General features: G+C 57.8%; 14 protein-coding genes. 6 read left to right on the forward strand and 8 right to left on the reverse strand.

Going from position 1 to position 18,005, the window contains the following annotated elements; genetic code table 11:
* Positions 1-4 precede the first annotated feature (4 nt).
* Complete coding sequence (locus AC07V4_RS00500) at positions 5-316, forward strand: tetratricopeptide repeat protein (RefSeq protein ID WP_492635212.1); 312 nt, start codon at positions 5-7, stop codon at positions 314-316.
* 133 nt (positions 317-449) lie between these two features.
* On the opposite strand, the gene AC07V4_RS00505 is transcribed toward AC07V4_RS00500, so the two are convergent.
* Together AC07V4_RS00505 and AC07V4_RS00510 are read right to left on the reverse strand one after the other, a co-directional pair.
* The gene (locus AC07V4_RS00505) at positions 450-1,337 is read right to left on the reverse strand and encodes a lysophospholipid acyltransferase (RefSeq protein WP_071490897.1); all 888 of its coding nucleotides are present in this window, start codon (positions 1,335-1,337) and stop codon (positions 450-452) included.
* 40 nt (positions 1,338-1,377) lie between these two features.
* Positions 1,378-1,935 carry a DNA-3-methyladenine glycosylase I gene (locus AC07V4_RS00510; RefSeq protein ID WP_492635211.1) on the reverse strand — a complete coding sequence of 186 codons (558 nt, stop codon included), beginning with the start codon at positions 1,933-1,935 and terminating at the stop codon, positions 1,378-1,380.
* A gap of 81 nt (positions 1,936-2,016) precedes the next feature.
* Between AC07V4_RS00510 and glyQ the strand changes: the two genes are divergently transcribed.
* The 4 genes from glyQ to AC07V4_RS00530 all read left to right on the forward strand — a co-directional run bounded on the left by glyQ (position 2,017) and on the right by AC07V4_RS00530 (position 6,413).
* Complete coding sequence (gene glyQ / locus AC07V4_RS00515) at positions 2,017-2,970, forward strand: glycine--tRNA ligase subunit alpha (protein ID WP_003187265.1); 954 nt, start codon at positions 2,017-2,019, stop codon at positions 2,968-2,970.
* Complete coding sequence (glyS, locus tag AC07V4_RS00520) at positions 2,967-5,021, forward strand: glycine--tRNA ligase subunit beta (protein WP_431751224.1); 2,055 nt, start codon at positions 2,967-2,969, stop codon at positions 5,019-5,021. The genes glyQ and glyS overlap by 4 nt, the downstream gene beginning before the upstream one ends.
* Positions 5,021-5,560, forward strand: a complete 540-nt coding sequence (gmhB, locus tag AC07V4_RS00525) for a D-glycero-beta-D-manno-heptose 1,7-bisphosphate 7-phosphatase (protein ID WP_174245652.1) — start codon at positions 5,021-5,023, stop codon at positions 5,558-5,560. Before glyS ends, gmhB begins: the two co-directional genes overlap by 1 nt.
* Before the next feature lie 82 nt (positions 5,561-5,642).
* Positions 5,643-6,413, forward strand: a complete 771-nt coding sequence (locus AC07V4_RS00530; RefSeq protein ID WP_492635210.1) for a lysophospholipid acyltransferase family protein — start codon at positions 5,643-5,645, stop codon at positions 6,411-6,413.
* A 182-nt stretch (positions 6,414-6,595) separates the two neighbouring features.
* On the opposite strand, the gene AC07V4_RS00535 is transcribed toward AC07V4_RS00530, so the two are convergent.
* Together AC07V4_RS00535 and AC07V4_RS00540 are read right to left on the reverse strand one after the other, a co-directional pair.
* Positions 6,596-8,899, reverse strand: a complete 2,304-nt coding sequence (locus AC07V4_RS00535) for a CHASE2 domain-containing protein (protein WP_492635209.1) — start codon at positions 8,897-8,899, stop codon at positions 6,596-6,598.
* A gap of 3 nt (positions 8,900-8,902) precedes the next feature.
* On the reverse strand, positions 8,903-9,907 hold the full coding sequence (locus tag AC07V4_RS00540) for a FecR family protein (protein WP_492635297.1): 1,005 nt from the start codon (positions 9,905-9,907) through the stop codon (positions 8,903-8,905).
* Positions 9,908-10,769: 862 nt separating this feature from the next.
* Here AC07V4_RS00540 and AC07V4_RS00545 point away from each other — a divergent pair.
* Complete coding sequence (locus AC07V4_RS00545) at positions 10,770-11,489, forward strand: response regulator transcription factor (RefSeq protein WP_492635208.1); 720 nt, start codon at positions 10,770-10,772, stop codon at positions 11,487-11,489.
* Between the two features lie 105 nt (positions 11,490-11,594).
* Here AC07V4_RS00545 and gyrB read toward each other — a convergent pair whose 3' ends face one another.
* The 4 genes from gyrB to dnaA are packed head-to-tail and all read right to left on the reverse strand — an operon-like array spanning position 11,595 to position 17,794.
* Positions 11,595-14,012 (reverse strand): DNA topoisomerase (ATP-hydrolyzing) subunit B, encoded by a 2,418-nt coding sequence (gene gyrB / locus AC07V4_RS00550; protein WP_492635207.1) that lies wholly within the window; start codon positions 14,010-14,012, stop codon positions 11,595-11,597.
* Between the two features lie 4 nt (positions 14,013-14,016).
* Complete coding sequence (gene recF, locus AC07V4_RS00555; protein ID WP_458293221.1) at positions 14,017-15,120, reverse strand: DNA replication/repair protein RecF; 1,104 nt, start codon at positions 15,118-15,120, stop codon at positions 14,017-14,019.
* A gap of 20 nt (positions 15,121-15,140) precedes the next feature.
* Positions 15,141-16,244, reverse strand: a complete 1,104-nt coding sequence (gene dnaN, locus AC07V4_RS00560; protein ID WP_431749717.1) for a DNA polymerase III subunit beta — start codon at positions 16,242-16,244, stop codon at positions 15,141-15,143.
* A gap of 38 nt (positions 16,245-16,282) precedes the next feature.
* Entirely contained in the window at positions 16,283-17,794 is a 1,512-nt protein-coding gene (gene dnaA, locus AC07V4_RS00565) for a chromosomal replication initiator protein DnaA (RefSeq protein ID WP_492635206.1), read from the reverse strand.
* Positions 17,795-18,005 lie beyond the last annotated feature (211 nt).

Raw genomic sequence — 18,005 nt, forward strand, 5'->3', positions numbered from 1 at the left:
CGACATGCTCGAATCCCTGGAAAAAATGCTCGCCAAGGGTGTGGATAACTCGCTGCTGCGCTTTGGTTTGGGCAAGGGCTATCTGGATTTGAAGGACAACGCCAAGGCCGCCGAACATCTGCGGAAATGCGTGGAGTTTGATCCGAAATATTCGGCAGCGTGGAAGCTGTTGGGCAAGGCGCAGTTGGGCTTGGAAGATCGTGCGGCGGCGCGGCGGGCGTGGGAGAAGGGTATTGAAGCAGCCCAGGCCCATGGCGACAAACAGGCCGAAAAAGAAATGGCGGTGTTCCTGAAGAAACTCGACCGCCAACCCTAAGCGGAACCCAATTGTGGGAGCTGGCTTGCCTGCGATGGCATCACCTCGGTATCACTGAAAAACCGAGTTGCCCACATCGCAGGCAAGCCAGCTCCCACAGTTGATCTCCATGGGCCTGGAGGTCAGCGGTAAATCAGTACCAGCGCTCTTCACCCGGCGGACGCTTCTTGAAGCGCTTCATGCTCCACATGTACTGGCTCGGGTAGGCGCCGACATAGCGCTCCACCACCTTGCTCATCGCCGCGCAGGACGTGGCGGTGTCGGTGCTGTACATGTCTTCCGGTGCTGCTTCCAGGATCACCTTGTAACCCGAACCGTCCGGCAGTCGCAGCGCATGCAGGAACACGCCCACCGCCTTGTGGCCCGCGAGCATGTTCGGCACGAACTTGCTGGTAAGCGCCTGGGTAGCGAAGAACGGCACAAAAATCCCGGCGGACTCTGCCGGCTCAGGGTCGGCGGGAATCCCCACCTGGCCACCTTTGCGCACTTCCTTGATCACACTGAGGATGCCTTCCTTGGTGGACGCCGCCACGCGATTGCCCAACTGCACGCGCTGTTTGCGCAGCAACTCATCCACCGCCTTGAGCTTGGGCGGACGGTAGAAAATGATCGGTTTGCACTGGCTGCAATAGAAGTGGTTCAACACCTCCCAGTTGCCCAGGTGGCTGGTGATGCCGACCACGCCTTTGCCCGAGGCCAGGGCTTCGTGCAGCACTTCCAGGCCTTCGACTTCACGCACCAGGTCGATGGAACGCTGGGCCGGCCAGATCCAGGCGCAGGCGCTTTCGGTGAGGGACTTGCCGATGTCCATCAGGCTCTGCCCGACGAGGCGCTCGCGGGCCGCAGGGTCCATGTCCGGGAAGCACTTGGAAAGGTTGATCCGCACCGTGTCGCGGGAACGGTTGGGGGTTTTCCACATGATCCAGCCAATCGCCGTGCCGACGGCCTGGACAGCGCGCCAGGGCAGCAGGGCGAACAACCGGAGAGCGCCTACCAGCAAGGCGCCTTTAAACTTTTCCACAGGTCACTCCTGATCGTGTGTGGTGCGCAAAGCGGGCATTCTAACCGGCGTTGGCCAAGTCCGCGTAACGGTAGCAGTCTTGGGTGTGGTCCATGACCATGCCACTGGCCTGCATGAAGGCGTAGCAAATGGTCGGCCCGACGAAGGTGAAACCGGCTTTTTTCAGGGCTTTGCTCATGGCCTCAGCTTCCGGGGTAATCGCCGGGACTTCGCTGCGGTCCTTGAAATGATTGACCTTGGGCACGCCGCCAACGAACGACCAGAGCAGACCCACCGGATCTTCGAGAGCCAGCCAGGCAGAGGCATTGCGGCGGGTGGCGTTGAGCTTCAAGCGATTGCGCACAATGCCCGGATCGAGAATCAAGGCTTCGATTTCAGCATCGGTCAGCGTCGCCAACCGTTGCGCATCAAAACCAAACAAGACCTTTCGATAATGCTCGCGTTTGCGTAAAACAGTGATCCAGGACAGGCCCGCCTGGAACCCTTCGAGCAAAAGCAACTCGAACAAACCCTGCGCATCGCGCAGCGGCGTTCCCCACTCCTGATCGTGATAAGCCATGTATAGCGGATCTTCAGAACACCAAAAGCAGCGTGGCATAAGGCTCCAGGGAGTGGTGGCGGGGCCGAATCGGGTATACTCCCGCTCTTTAAATCGCAGCCCAAGTAACAGGTGAATTTCGTGAGCCAGCCTACGCCAGCCGTGCGTACCTTCCAAGACTTGATCCTCGCCCTCCAGCAATACTGGGCCGAGCAAGGTTGTGTGGTACTTCAGCCCTACGATATGGAAGTAGGCGCCGGCACTTTCCACACCGCAACATTCCTGCGGGCCATTGGCCCGGAAACCTGGAACGCCGCTTATGTGCAGCCCAGTCGTCGCCCGACTGACGGCCGCTACGGCGAAAACCCGAACCGTCTGCAGCACTACTACCAGTTCCAGGTGGTATTGAAGCCGAACCCGGACAACTTCCAGGAACTGTACCTGGGCTCGCTCAAGCATGTCGGCCTGGACCCGTTGGTCCACGACATCCGTTTCGTCGAAGACAACTGGGAATCGCCGACCCTGGGCGCCTGGGGCCTGGGCTGGGAAGTCTGGCTCAACGGCATGGAAGTGACGCAGTTCACTTACTTCCAGCAAGCGGGCGGCATCGAGTGCTACCCAGTGACTGGCGAGATCACCTACGGCCTTGAGCGCCTGGCCATGTACCTGCAAGGCGTGGACTCGGTCTACGACCTGGTGTGGGCTGACGGCCCGTTCGGCAAAGTGACCTACGGCGATGTGTTCCACCAGAACGAAGTGGAGCAATCCACCTACAACTTCGAACACGCCAACGTCGACAAGCTGTTCGAACTGTTCGACTTCTATGAAAGCGAAGCCAAGCGCCTGATCGAACTCGACCAGCCGCTGCCGTTGCCAAGCTATGAAATGGTGTTGAAGGCCTCCCATACCTTCAACCTGCTGGACGCCCGCCGTGCCATCTCGGTAACTGCGCGCCAGCAATACATCCTGCGTGTACGCACCCTGGCGCGCTCCGTCGCCCAAGCCTACCTGCTGGCTCGTGCCAAGCTGGGCTTCCCGATGGCTACCCCGGACCTGCGTGATGAAGTGTTGGCTAAGCTGGAGGCTGCACAATGAGTGCTCAAGATTTCCTGGTTGAACTGGGCACCGAAGAGCTGCCACCCAAGGCACTCAATACCCTGGCCGACGCGTTCCTGGCCGGTATCGAAAAGGGCCTGCACAGTGCCGGCCTGAAATTCGCTGCGAAGAAAGTCTACGCCGCGCCACGCCGCCTGGCCGTGTTGCTGACCGCGCTGGAAACCCAGCAGCCGGACCGCAGCATCAACCTCGACGGCCCGCCACGCCAGGCCGCTTTCGACGCCGAAGGCAACCCGACCCAAGCCGCCCTTGGTTTTGCCAAGAAGTGCGGCGTCGAGCTGAGCGAGATCGACCAGAGTGGCCCGAAACTGCGTTTCAGCCAGGTCATCACCGGCAAGCCGACCGCCAGCCTGCTGCCAACCATCGTCGAAGATTCCCTGAACGACCTGCCGATCCCGAAGCGCATGCGCTGGGGTGCACGCAAAGAAGAATTCGTACGTCCGACTCAGTGGCTGGTGATGCTGCTCGGTGACCAAGTCATCGATTGCACCATCCTCGCCCAGAAGGCTGGCCGTGATTCCCGTGGTCATCGCTTCCACCACCCGGAAAGCGTGCGCATCACTTCCCCGGCCAACTACCTCAACGACCTGCGTGCCGCCTATGTACTGGCCGACGCCAACGAGCGTCGCGAGCTGATCAGCAAGCGCACCGAAGAGCTGGCCCGCCTGCAGGAAGGCACCGCCATCGTGCCGCCAAGCCTGCTGGACGAAGTGACCGCCCTGGTTGAATGGCCGGTGCCGCTGGTGTGCTCGTTCGAAGAGCGTTTCCTCGACGTGCCGCAAGAAGCCCTGATCACCACCATGCAGGACAACCAGAAGTATTTCTGCCTGCTGGATGTGGACGGCAAGCTGCTGCCGCGCTTTATCACCGTGGCCAACATCGAAAGCAAGGACCCACAGCAGATCATCGCCGGTAACGAAAAAGTCGTGCGCCCACGCCTGACCGACGCTGAGTTTTTCTTCAAGCAAGACAAGAAGCAAAAGCTGGAAGACTTCAACCTGCGCCTGCAGAACGTGGTGTTCCAAGAGAAGCTCGGCAGCGTCTACGACAAGGCCGTACGCGTTTCCAAGCTGGCCGCCTACATTGCGCCACGCATTGGTGGTGATGCTGCCTGGGCCGCGCGTGCGGGCTTGCTGTCCAAGTGCGACCTGGCCACTGAAATGGTCGGCGAGTTCCCGGAAATGCAAGGCGTTGCCGGCTACTACTACGCCCTCAACGACGGCGAGCCGGACGATGTTGCCCTGGCACTGAACGAGCAGTACATGCCGCGCGGTGCTGGCGCTGAGCTGCCAACCACCTTGACCGGTGCAGCCGTGGCTATCGCCGACAAGCTGGACACGCTCGTTGGTATCTTCGGTATCGGCATGCTGCCAACCGGCAGCAAAGACCCGTATGCGTTGCGCCGTGCGGCCTTGGGCGTGCTGCGTATCCTGATCGACAAGAAGCTGGACCTCGACCTGACCCAGGCCGTGGTGTTCGCGGTCGGCCAGTTCGGTGGCAAGGTCAAGCAAGCAGGCTTGGCCGAGCAAGTGCTGGAGTTCGTGTTCGACCGTCTGCGTGCACGTTATGAAGACGAAGGCGTGGACGTTTCCGTCTACCTGTCGGTACGTGCCCTGCAACCGGGTTCAGCGCTGGACTTCGACCAACGCGTACAAGCCGTACAAGCGTTCCGCAAGCTGCCGGAAGCCGAAGCCCTGGCCGCTGTGAACAAGCGTGTGTCGAACCTGCTGAGCAAGGCCGACAACCTCGGCAATGCCAAAGTCGACCCAGGCCTGTTTGCCGATGCCAAGGAGTTCTCGCTGAACTCGGCTATCGCCAAAGCGGAAAACGCAGTGAAACCGCTGCTCGCCGAACGCAACTATGCCGAAGCACTGGCATGCCTGGCCAGCTTGCGCGAGCCGGTGGATGCGTTCTTCGAAGCCGTGATGATCAATGCCGAAGACGCCGGTGTGCGGAAAAACCGCTACGCCATGCTGGCGCGTCTGCGCGGTCTGTTCATCGACATCGCTGACATTTCCGTATTGGGCTGATCATGTTGAAACTGCTGATTCTCGATCGGGACGGAGTGATCAATTACGACTCCGACGCTTACATCAAGTCGGTGGCGGAGTGGATTCCACTGCCCGGTTCGATCGAGGCCATCGCGCAGTTGAGCAAAGCCGGCTGGACGGTGGCCATCGCCACCAACCAGTCCGGCATCGCCCGCGGTTACTACGACATCGCCACCCTGGACGCCATGCACGCGCGCTTACGCACGTTGGTGGCCGAGCAGGGCGGTGAGGTGGGGCTGGTGGTGTACTGTCCCCACGGGCCGGATGAGGGCTGCGATTGCCGCAAACCCAAGCCTGGCATGTTGAAAACCATTGCAGAACATTACAAGGTGCCCTTGGCTGGGCTATGGTTCGTCGGGGACAGCCTCGGTGACCTGGAAGCGGCCAAAGCCGTCGACTCTCAGCCAGTTTTGGTTAAGACCGGAAAAGGCGAAAAGACCCAGGCGAAAAACCTGCCGGTAGGCACTTTGATTTTTGACGATCTGGCGGCGGTTGCCGCAGAACTTATCAACAACTAGCCGCCCTCGACTTCCTGACCAAGGACTGTTCGGGAGTGCGCTTTTAACAGGCGGGCCGTGTCCCGCAACGGTAAATGCCGCCATGTCGATCTTGCAGGCCATCAGAACCTTTTTCTTTTACCTGCTGCTGGGCACCAGTTCGTTTCTCTGGTGCACCTTGAGCTTTTTTATTGCACCGTTCTTGCCGTTCAAGGCGCGCTATCGCTTTATCAACGTCTATTGGTGCCGCTGCGCGTTGTGGCTGACCAAGGTGTTCCTGAACATCCGTTTCGAGGTCAAGGGCACTGAAAACGTCCCCGACCAGCCCTGCGTGATTCTGTCGAACCACCAGAGCACCTGGGAAACGTTCTTCCTGTCGGCTTACTTTTCGCCGTTGAGCCAGGTGCTCAAGCGTGAGCTGCTCTACGTGCCGTTCTTTGGCTGGGCCATGGCCATGCTGCGGCCGATCGCCATCGACCGTGACAATCCCAAGGCCGCACTCAAGCACGTGGCCAAGAAGGGTGATGAGCTGCTCAAGGACGGCGTTTGGGTGCTGATCTTCCCGGAAGGTACTCGCGTGCCCTACGGCACCGTAGGCAAGTTCTCACGCGGTGGTACCGCGTTGGCGGTCAACGCCAACTTGCCGGTCTTGCCGATTGCTCATAACGCCGGCAAATTCTGGCCGAAAACCGGTTGGGCCAAGCGCGAAGGCACCATCACGGTGGTGATTGGCGAGCCGATGTACGCTGAAGGCGAGGGACCACGCGCCATTGCCGCACTCAATGACCGCGCCGCCGCGTGGAACGAGGCACAACAGCGGGCTATGGGTTCGCTGCCTCCGCTGTCGGCCGAAATTGATTCGGCGACAATTTAATGTTCTGTGGATAACCTGTGTACGGTTTGTTGGCGAACGGACATTTTTAAATTCTAAGTCACTGATTTAACTTCATATTTCTCAAGCTCATAAAACAGCGAAAAAGGTGCATAAGTTTTTCCTGCATTAAAAAACCGGCTCTAGCAGCCGGTTTTTTATGCACAAGAAAAAGACCTGCCAACTCACTCGGTCCACAATGGCAATTGCAGGCTGAACGTGGTGCCTTTCCCTACTTCACTCTCACACTCAATACATCCGCCATGGCGATCCACTACCGTCTTGACCATTGTCAGCCCCAACCCCAGTCCTTCACTGCCTTGGGCCGACGCAAAACGCCGGTACTGCCCAAACAAGTCGGGAAGGTCCTCATGGGCAATACCCGAGCCCTGATCGCTGATTCGACATTCCAGCCATTCGTCGGCTCTGCTTAGGCTTAACATCACCGTAGTCCCGGACGGGCTGTACTTGATCGCGTTCTCCAGCACGTTGAACAAAGCACGCGTCAGCTGCGATTGATCCGCCAAGACCATCTCCTCGCCGGCCTCATCCAGGTCATGAACCAAGTGGATATCCTTCAATTGGGCAAGCAGCGCCACTTGATCAAACGCGTCGAGTACCAGCATTGCGAACAGGCTAGGCTCAAACTTGTAACCCTCGGATTCGGCCTTGGCCAACTGAACGAATGACTCGGTGAGGTTCAAGGCGCGTCGCACCTGCTGTTCGATCTGAGTAAATACCCAGGTATCCCTTGAGGACTCGTGGCGCTGGACATCCAGCAACGCCAGGATCGCTGAATGAGGTGCACGCAGATCGTGGGACAGGAAGCGCAGCAGGGTTTCTCGTTGCTGCTGGGTATCTCGTTCAATGCTCAAGTCCGTCATGCTCAGCAGCCACCCCAAGGCCACATCGCCATCTGCCGGCCGCAGAGGGGCCAGATCCAAGCGTAGGCTACGTTGCTGGGTGTCGCGAAATTCAACGATTTCCAATGTCGACAACGAAGGACGACTGCCAGCTTGTAACGGTGGGTAACCCAATGCAGTGAGTTGTTCGAGCAGGTTTTCAGCAACCAACTCATTACCAAACACGTCTCGAGCAATCCGGTTCGCCAGTAAGATGTTCCCCATCGGGTCGGTGATCAACGTGGCCACCGGCAGACACTCCAGACCATCCGCCATGAAGCGCCGGGTATCGCGGGTACGGCTGACGGCCTGTTCCAGGGCAAAGATCCTTCCTTGCAACACATCACCCTTACTGGCAGGCGCACGACGCCGTTCCGGCAGGACCTTGGGTTCGTTGTCCAAGCGGGCCAGTTCCCAGCCGAAATAAGCCAGGATCACGCTCAGGCGACGCCAATTCCAGATCAGGTAGGCCAGCAGCAAGCCAATCAGACAGGCCGCTGGCGACCACCAGTCACCCAGCCTCAACATCGCCCAGGAACCGAAGAGGGAAGCACTCATACAGCCCAAGGTCAGCCACAGTGCGTAGCGCGGCCGGAACAGCAGCAAACCCAGCAGCAGAGCCACCATTGCGGTGGCTATCAACGCTGCCAGCCAACCGGGCAACACCACGATGCTGCGCTCTTGCAGCAGGCCATTGAGGACGTTGGCCTGGATCTCGACACCTGCGGTGGTGCCCACGCGGGCTGATAACGGTGTGACATAGCGATCACCCATGCCGGGCGCAGTGGCCCCCACCAAAATCAGGCGATCACGCAAAACTTCGGACGGAACCTCTCCGCGCAACACGCTGACATAGGGCACGCTGGCAAAGCCTGCACTGGCATCGATGAAGGGAATCCGAATCGCATTCTCCCGTTGCCAATCGGCATGTCCCTCAGGCCCGGACAAGCCCGGCATGGAAGCAGCCTGCCCAGCCAACTCGAACGCCAGCCACGCCAACTGAGGCGTCATCTGCCCAGGTGGCCCTTCACGTAAATAGAGGTTGCGAACGATGCCATCGCTGTCGGCCTCGACATTGATATGGCCAACACCCCGGGCACAATCACGCAGAGGGCGCACGGGTTGAATTTGCATCACAGCCTGGCCGTAGCGGGGCATTTCTTCGCGAATCAATGGCAGCAATACATTACCGGCGTTGCAAATGGCTTCGGCCAGACGTTGATCGTTGGCAGGCTCACGGGCCGGTTCGCTGAAAATCACATCAAACAAAATACCCGCGGGCTTGGCAGCACTCAGACGATCAATCAAGTCGGCGTGGACGAGCCGCGACCATGGCCATTGACCAAGTTGTTTAAGGCTACGTTCGTCGATGGTCACCAGCAGAATGCGCGGATCAACCGGCAAGGGGCTCAAACGGCGAAGGCTGTCATACAGCAGGTTATTGAGGGCGAGACCAGGATTGAGAGACAGGAATGCCGTCAGGGGCAACAACAGGAGGCTGATCCACATCCACTCACGAACCAGGCCGTTGAACAGCCGCTGGGCCTGGGTTGGCTCACGCTTTTCAGTCCTGCGCCACAGCCTCACCGATCAACCGCCGGATGCCTGCTGAACACGAGTCGTGGGTGGGTAATAAAAGATGTCATAGACCCCGGTGGCGCCCTCCAGCCCGTGTTCATCATAAGCAGACAAGCGCACATGGTAGAACGACGCTTTCAGCCCAGTGAAGCTCATTTTCGGCTTACTGGAGAAGTTTTCCTGCTTGATGTCCATGAATTCCTTATCGGTAGCAACCTGTGCCCGATAGCGTTGAGCACCCGGCAGTGGTCGCAAGAACAGGGTCCAGACTGGCGCGTCACCTTTCTGGCCATCTTGCCCCACTAAAACAGGAGGATTCAGCAACTCTACCGGCTTGAGCTCACCTTGTTTCTTAACCACCAATCCTTGGCGAGCGCCGACCTTTACTTCGTCCGCCATTGGGCCGATCACTGGTTTCTTTTTATTAGCGGGATGAGTGCTGGGCCGCAGCTCGTCACGATTTACCGCCACTTGCCCATTGAGCACTTCGACAACCGATTGTTCGCCATCGTTGCGAACCCGGAAGTGCGTGCCACGCACACCCAATACACCCACAGGCGTCACGATCTGGAAGCGGTCATAATCGCTGGCACGCTTGATCACATAGGTTTCGACTTGGCCCTGCTCAAGAATGACCTGAGGGATCGCCTGTTCCTCCACCAGGTGCAATCGGACCTGAGAGCTGGAAGGCAGGACAATCCGCGAGCCATCCCCCAGCAGCAAGCTGACAAATGCCGAAGGGGACGTTTTTACACTCTCTTGCTCATCAATAGCCATGCCTTCCATCAGCACGGTCGACACGCCGTTTTCATCCAGCTTCCAGGCTTCGCCCGTCAGATGCTGGACGAGCGCCGGCAACGGCTGCGCACGGCAGAGCAGGTTGTCATCAATATAGGGCGCACGGGGAGGAGCAGAGCGCGCAACCGCAGGCGAACTCACTGAGCTCAACGCAGCGATCAGGCCCGAGCCCAAAAATGTGAAAAAAAGACGGCGGTATTGGCAGGAAAAAAAGGTCATGGCGCTCATCAAGATTCTGGTTCTAATGGATCATCAGAAAGCACTTCCAGAAGCTTGCAGCAGGAAGACCTTGAATGCCACCTACGATACCCGATGATGTATCGCACTTGATAGCTGTAATGTCCGGGGAGTGGAGTTCATCGCATAGGATGACACGTCCCTGTGTCGAACCCGACCTAGTGTCCTGGTTCGGGGTATACATCGAAGAAAAACTGTCCATCTCATCCCTCCGACAGCAGTCCATGGCGAACCTTGGACTGTGGTTGACACATCCTGTGTCGGAGCGCATCCCGCGCTCCAATCTGCGTGTCACTCAGCGAGAGAGAATTTACCTACAGCAAAGGTGTATTTGGAGAATATGTAACATTTGTTCAGATTCAACACGGCTAGAAGACCCAGCGTTGGCCCCCTTGGATTACTTCTGCTTGCTGGAAGGGGGAGCTTGCGAAACCCATTCCATCACCCGATTCACCTAACGTCTGCCGCTCGTCAAACGGAGTAGGCGCCGCTGCCGGGCTAGAGACAGCAATCGTTTCCGTTCCCAGAACCGCCGCAATCACCAACAAAACCATCCGCCCCCACACATTGACCTGCTCCATGACGATCGCTCGTCTCGACACAGCATAAAGCCTGATTGCCATTGATCCTTTTCCTGACGGTCTCGAGCCGGTATCTTCCCAGCATGGATATTGATGACTTCCTATGGCTTAACGGCCATTTGACATCATCGTACCTAGAGATCCAGGGGCTTGAGAATTCGGCAATAATTGTTCAGATTCAACAGCTGAAATCTGCGCAGCGCAGAGCAGCCCCTACCGAAACCTGACGACTGCCGTACTCTTCAAGAAGAAAGGACCCACCCATGCGTGTCGCAATACTGGATGACGAGCCTGCCGAACTGCGGCGGGTTGAACAGACACTGCGACAGATCCCCAGCACTGCGGAACAGCCCTGGTCCCTGCATTGTTTTGAGCGCGGCGAAGACCTGCTGCGCCAGCTACGTCGGGAAACTTTCGACCTGCTGATACTCGATTGGCAACTGCCCGATATCACCGGCATCGCCTTGTTGCGCTGGACCCGAGAACACATGGATTCTCCCCCTGCGGTCATCATGCTGACCAGCCGAGATGCAGAGAGCGATATTGTCACGGCCCTCAACAGCGGCGCTGATGATTACGTCAGCAAACCCTTTCGCCCCAACGAACTCAAGGCACGGGTCAGTGCCGTCTTACGTCGCCATGGCCTGCAGAAGCCCGCCACCAGCGAACTGCAGAGTTTTAATGACCTGACCTTTGATGATGCCGAATTAACTGTCACCCGTGCGGGCACACCGATCAGCCTGACCGAACGGGAGTACCGACTGGCCAGTTGCTTGTTCGCCAATCTGGCACGGCCGCTGTCTCGGGAATATCTGTATGAACGGTTTTGGTCCCATGAAGAAATGGTGTCGTCTCGACCACTGGATACACATATCTATCGGCTGCGGAATAAGTTGGGACTGACCGCGGACCGAGGCTGGCAGCTGCTAACCATCTATGGGTATGGGTATCGGTTGGAGAGCGTGGCGACTACGCCAGGCTAAAATCGGCGATGTTCCACGTGGAGCATCTTGGAAATTCTTATCGGATTTCCAATAAAAAAGGCCAACGCTAAGCGTTGGCCTTTTTGATTTAGCAGGCTGACCTGATCAGAAGTCCAGGTTGGACACCGCCAAGGCATTGCTCTCGATGAAGTCACGGCGAGGCTCGACCGCATCACCCATCAGGGTGTTGAAGATCTGGTCTGCGCCAATGGCGTCTTCGATGGTCACCCGCAGCATGCGACGCTGACTTGGGTCCATGGTGGTTTCCCACAGCTGATCCGGGTTCATTTCGCCCAGACCTTTGTATCGCTGGATAGTGTGACGCTTGGTGCTTTCAGCCATCAACCAGTCGAGGGCTTCTTTGAATTCCTTGACCGGTTTTTTGCGCTCGCCACGCTGGATGTAAGCGCCGTCGTCGAGCAGGGTGCTCAGTTGAGCGCCCAGTGTCACTACGGTTTTGTAGTCGTTGCTACCGAAGAAGTCGCGGTTGAAGGTGACGTAGTTCGACAGGCCGTGGGAGATCAGTTCGACCTCTGGCAGCCACACGCCACGTTCACGATCTTCACGCAGGCTGGCTTTATAGACCAGGCCGGACTTCTCAACGGTACGCAGACGTACTTCGTACTGAGCCAGCCATTCCTGCATGGCGGCGTGATCGCCCAACTGCTCCAGGCTCACGGCCGGCAAGTAGATGAAGTGTTCGGTCAGCTCCTGAGGGTACAGGCGCGACAGACGCTTGAGGGTCTTCATCACCATGCGGAAGTCGTTGACCAAGCGCTCCAGCGCCTCACCGGAGATACCTGGAGCCTCGTCGTTCAAGTGCAGGCTGGCATCTTCCAGAGCCGACTGCGTCATGTACTCTTCCATGGCGTCGTCGTCTTTGATGTACTGCTCTTGCTTGCCTTTCTTCACTTTGTACAACGGTGGCTGGGCGATATAGATGTAACCGCGCTCGATCAGCTCCGGCAACTGACGGAAGAAGAACGTCAGTAGCAAGGTACGGATGTGCGAACCGTCGACGTCAGCATCGGTCATGATGATGATGTTGTGGTAGCGCAGCTTGTCGATGTTGTACTCGTCACGACCGATACCGCAGCCCAACGCCGTGATCAAGGTGCCAACTTCCTGGGAAGAAATCATCTTGTCAAAACGGGCTTTCTCGACGTTGAGGATCTTACCTTTCAACGGCAGGATGGCCTGGGTGCGACGGTTACGACCCTGCTTGGCGGAACCGCCAGCAGAGTCACCTTCCACCAGATACAGTTCGGAGAGGGCAGGGTCCTTCTCCTGGCAGTCCGCCAGTTTGCCTGGCAGGCCGGCGATATCCAGCGCGCCTTTACGACGGGTCATCTCACGGGCTTTACGCGCCGCTTCCCGGGCACGTGCGGCGTCGATCATCTTGCCGACAACCAGCTTGGCTTCGTTCGGATTTTCCAACAGGAAGTCAGAGAAGTATTTACCCATCTCTTGTTCCACTGCGGTCTTCACTTCGGAAGACACCAGCTTGTCTTTGGTCTGGGAGCTGAACTTAGGGTCCGGTACTTTAACCGAGATAATCGCGGTCAAGCCTTCACGCGCATCGTCACCGGTGGTGGCGACTTTATGCTTCTTCGCCAGGCCTTCGGCCTCGATGTAGGTGTTCAGGTTACGCGTCAGCGCGGAGCGGAAACCCACCAGGTGAGTACCACCATCGCGCTGTGGAATGTTGTTGGTGAAGCACAACAGGTTCTCGTTGAAGCTGTCGTTCCACTGCAGGGCGATTTCCACGCCAATGCCGTCTTCACGCTGGATGTTGAAGTGGAACACCTGGTTGACCGCAGTCTTGTTGGTGTTCAGGTATTCAACGAATGCACGCAGGCCGCCTTCGTACTTGAACAGTTCTTCCTTGCCGCTGCGCTCGTCCTTGAGGACGATACCCACACCGGAGTTGAGGAAGGACAGTTCACGAATACGCTTGGCCAGGATGTCCCAGCTGAAGTGAATATTCTTGAAGGTCTCGCTGGAGGCCTTGAAGTGAATCTGGGTACCCGTGGTTTCACTGTCACCCACAATCGCCATCGGTGCCTGAGGCACGCCATGTACGTAGGTTTGTTCCCAGATCTTGCCACTGCGGCGAACGGTCAGCACCAGTTCTTCCGACAGGGCGTTTACCACCGAAACGCCTACACCGTGCAAACCGCCGGAGACTTTATAGGAGTTATCGTCGAACTTACCGCCAGCGTGGAGCACGGTCATGATGACCTCTGCCGCCGAAACGCCTTCCTCTTTGTGCACATCAACCGGGATACCGCGACCGTTGTCGCGCACAGTGATGGATTCATCCGGGTGGATGATGATGCTGATGTCGTCGCAGTGACCGGCCAGCGCTTCGTCGATGGAGTTGTCGACCACCTCGAACACCATGTGGTGCAGACCGCTACCATCATCGGTGTCGCCGATGTACATACCAGGACGTTTGCGTACGGCATCCAAACCTTTCAGCACTTTGATGCTGGTCGAGTCGTACGTGTTTTCTTCGCTCATGCCTTCACTCCCGATGGTCGTGGGTCTGGGTGATACGGCCCTGTTCCACGTGGAACAAAGCGACTGGCGTTTCCGTCTGCCAGCCTTCCCTCAATAATTCGTGGTCTACACAGGTGATGAACACCTGGCAGCGTAAGTCTTCCAACAAGCGGCATAACGATCGGCGGTGTTGCTCGTCGAGTTCAGACGGCAAGTCATCCACCAGATAAATACATTGACCGCGCCGGGCTTGGCTAACCAAGTGGCCCTGGGCGATACGCAAAGCGCACACCACCAACTTCTGCTGGCCACGGGACAAGATATCCGCAGCATTGTGTGCGCCCAATCTAAGACGCAAATCAGCACGTTGAGGGCCAGCCTGTGTATGGCCAATTTGCTGATCTCGCTGCAAGGACGTGGCGAGTACTGCACTCAGTTCACGCTCTTTGTCCCAACCACGGTAGTAACTCAGCGTCAGCCCCTCGAGATCCAACAACTCACTCAAGGTCTGCTCAAAGACTGGTTTCAAGGCTTTGATGTAGGCGCGGCGGTATTCATCTATTTCGTCGCTGGCCAGGCACAGTTCACGGTCCCAGGCCGCTTGCGAAGCGGCGTCAAGTGTACCATGCCGCAGCCATGAGTTCCGCTGCCGCAGGGCCTTCTGTAGGCGCTGCCAAGTGGCCATGAACCGCGGTTCCACGTGGAACACTCCCCAATCGAGGAATTGCCTGCGGATTTTGGGCGCGCCTTCCAACAATCGAAAACTGTCGGGGTTGATCAACTGCAGCGGCAGGATTTCCGCCAATTGCGCCGCGCTGCGAGCATTTTGCCCATCAATACGAATCTGAAACTCTCCGCCGCGATCACGCGATATCCCCAGGTTGCTGTGCCCACCTTCAGCCAGTTCGACTTGGCCAAATACCGTGCACGCTAATTGTTCGTACTGGATGACCGGTAACAGGCGAGCACTGCGAAAGGAACGGGCAAGCCCCAGCAAATGAATGGCTTCCAGCACGCTGGTTTTGCCACTGCCGTTGGCGCCGTGGAGGATGTTGATGCGGGGGGAGGGGGAGAAGGTCACCGGGTGCAAATTGCGCACCGCGGTGACCGAGACGCGACTGAGGGACATCTAGCTTCTGCTGAGCATGATTACAGGCGCATCGGCATGACAACGTAAGCCGAGTCGTCGTTATCGGATTCTTGCACCAAGGCGCTGCTGTTGGAGTCCGACAGGATCAGACGAACCTGTTCGGTGGTCATTACACCCAGCACATCCAGCAGGTAGCTCACGTTGAAACCGATTTCCAGCGAGCCACCGTTGTAGTCGACGCCCACTTCTTCTTCCGCTTCTTCCTGCTCCGGGTTGTTGGCCTGGATCTTCAACTGACCGTTGGCCAGTTGCAGACGGATACCGCGGTACTTCTCGTTCGACAGGATCGCCGTACGGCTAAACGCTTCACGCAGGGCCTGACGGTCCCCCAGTACCAGCTTGTCACCACCTTTAGGCAGCACGCGCTCGTAATCCGGGAACTTACCGTCGACCAGCTTGGACGTGAAGGTGAACTCGCCAGTCGTTGCGCGGATGTGGTGCTGGCCCAGGACAATGCTGACATTGCCATCCGGCTCAGTGAGCAGGCGCGCCAGCTCGAGGATACCCTTGCGCGGCACGATGACTTGGTGACGATCAGGCTGGCCAATATCGGCCCGCATCGAGCACATTGCCAGACGGTGACCGTCAGTCGCCACCGCGCGGATAATGCCTTCCGACACTTCCAGCAGCATGCCGTTCAGGTAGTAACGCACGTCCTGCTGGGCCATGGCGAAGCTAGTGCGCTCGATCAAACGGCGCAGCTTGCTCTGTTCCAGGCTGCAAGTCAGCGAGCCAGGGCCCTCTTCCACAGTCGGGAAATCATTGGCTGGCAAGGTGGACAAGGTGAAGCGGCTGCGACCGGCTTTGACCACCAACTTGGCTTCATCGACCTTGATGTCGATCAGCGCGTCGTTCGGCAGGCTTTTGCAGATGTCCATCAGCTTACGCGCCGGTACGGTGATCTCGCCAGGTTCGGCGGGCTCTTCCAGCTGTACACGACCAACCAGCTCGACTTCAAGGTCGGTACCGGTCAGGGACAATTGCTGGCCTTCGACTACCAGCAATACGTTGGAAAGCACCGGCAAGGTCTGTCGGCGCTCGACGACGCCTGCGACCAGTTGCAGGGGTTTCAACAGGGCTTCGCGTTGAATGGTGAAATGCATGGTCTAGTCCCTTGCCTTAATAAGCTGCGCTGGTGTCATCAAGTTGTCAGTGTACGCAGCAGGTTCTTGTAGTCCTCGCGAATATCCGCGTCGGATTCCTTAAGTTCGTTGATCTTGCGGCACGCGTGCAAGACCGTGGTGTGGTCGCGGCCGCCAAACACATCACCGATTTCCGGCAGGCTGTGGTTGGTCAGCTCCTTGGAGAGCGCCATGGCCACCTGACGGGGACGTGCCACCGAGCGCGAGCGGCGCTTGGACAGCAAGTCGGAAATCTTGATCTTGTAGTACTCGGCCACGGTGCGCTGGATGTTATCCACACTCACCAGTTTGTCTTGCAGTGCCAGCAAGTCTTTCAGGGATTCGCGAATCAGCTCGATGGTGATATCGCGGCCCATGAAGTGCGAGTGTGCGATGACCCGCTTGAGCGCACCTTCCAGCTCACGCACGTTGGAGCGGATGCGCTGGGCAATAAAGAACGCAGCGTCGTGAGGCAGATCGACCTTGGCCTGGTCGGCCTTTTTCATCAGGATCGCGACGCGGGTTTCCAGCTCCGGCGGCTCTACCGCAACGGTCAAGCCCCAGCCGAAGCGCGACTTCAGGCGTTCTTCCAGGCCTTCGATTTCTTTCGGGTAACGGTCACTGGTCAAGATGACCTGCTGGCCACCTTCGAGCAGGGCGTTGAAGGTATGGAAAAACTCTTCCTGGGAACGCTCTTTGCGGGCAAAGAATTGAATATCGTCGATCAGCAACGCATCAACCGAGCGGTAGAACCGCTTGAATTCGTTGATGGCGTTGAGCTGCAGGGCCTTGACCATGTCAGCCACGAAGCGCTCCGAGTGCAGGTACACAACCTTGGCATTCGGATTCTTCTTTAATAGGTGATTACCCACAGCGTGCATCAAGTGAGTCTTACCCAAGCCAACGCCACCATAAAGGAAGAGTGGGTTGTAACCATGCTTGGGGTTGTCGGCTACCTGCCAGGCGGCAGCACGAGCCAGCTGGTTGGATTTACCTTCGACGAAGTTCTCAAACGTGAACGTGCGGTTCAGGTAGCTCGTGTGCTTGAGCGCACCTTCGACCTGCACTGTGCGCTGTTCGGCACGGACCGGCGCTTGCTGCGAGCTGGCACCCGCCATTGGGTCGAAGCTGTCGCGAGACGGTTCTTCATGCTCAGGCGCGTTTTTTTGCGCAGAGGATTTGGACGGTACCGGTGCGGGTGTAGCTGCAACCGGTACCGCCGCAGCCTGGGCTTGCGAAGCCGCAGCAGCCAGCGGTGCGTTCGGCGCAGCGCGAGGTGCAGAGCTACGTTTGCTGCCTATTAATAAAGAAAGCGCAGGTGCGAGGCCGTTGCCATGCTCATCGAGTAATTCGAGGACACGGCTCAGGTACTTCTCATTGACCCAGTCGAGAACAAAACGATTCGGCGCGTAGACACGCAACTCGTCGCCTTCGGCTTCGACCTGTAGCGGACGGATCCAGGTGTTGAATTGCTGGGCAGGCAGCTCATCGCGCAAAAGCTCCACGCACTGCTGCCAAAGTTCCACTGACACGGATATCCCCTAAGTTGAAAGCCGGTGAGGCAAAAACAGCCGCCATTGTAGCGGCCAGTCGCTCACTTATCCACATGTAGGTTGCCCACAGGGCACCCAAAATCAATGCGTTAACCGCGAAAAAGTAGACCAATGGTCTGTGCATAAGCTCTGTGGATAAACGCACTTAAGCTCGTTGTACAAGTGGGGTCGAAAGTCTGTGGGTAACTGG

The organism is Pseudomonas sp. GW821-FHT03A09, from assembly GCF_059421065.1.

Coding starts and splice junctions, on each gene's coding strand:
- glyS (WP_431751224.1), top strand. CDS start 2,967: ATGAGTGCTCAAGATTTCCTGGTTGAACTGGGCACCGAAGAGCTGCCA.
- AC07V4_RS00500 (WP_492635212.1), top strand. CDS start 5: ATGCTCGAATCCCTGGAAAAAATGCTCGCCAAGGGTGTGGATAACTCG.
- dnaN (WP_431749717.1), bottom strand. CDS start 16,244: ATGCATTTCACCATTCAACGCGAAGCCCTGTTGAAACCCCTGCAACTG.
- AC07V4_RS00545 (WP_492635208.1), top strand. CDS start 10,770: ATGCGTGTCGCAATACTGGATGACGAGCCTGCCGAACTGCGGCGGGTT.
- AC07V4_RS00540 (WP_492635297.1), bottom strand. CDS start 9,907: ATGACCTTTTTTTCCTGCCAATACCGCCGTCTTTTTTTCACATTTTTG.
- AC07V4_RS00530 (WP_492635210.1), top strand. CDS start 5,643: ATGTCGATCTTGCAGGCCATCAGAACCTTTTTCTTTTACCTGCTGCTG.
- AC07V4_RS00510 (WP_492635211.1), bottom strand. CDS start 1,935: ATGCCACGCTGCTTTTGGTGTTCTGAAGATCCGCTATACATGGCTTAT.
- recF (WP_458293221.1), bottom strand. CDS start 15,120: ATGTCCCTCAGTCGCGTCTCGGTCACCGCGGTGCGCAATTTGCACCCG.
- gyrB (WP_492635207.1), bottom strand. CDS start 14,012: ATGAGCGAAGAAAACACGTACGACTCGACCAGCATCAAAGTGCTGAAA.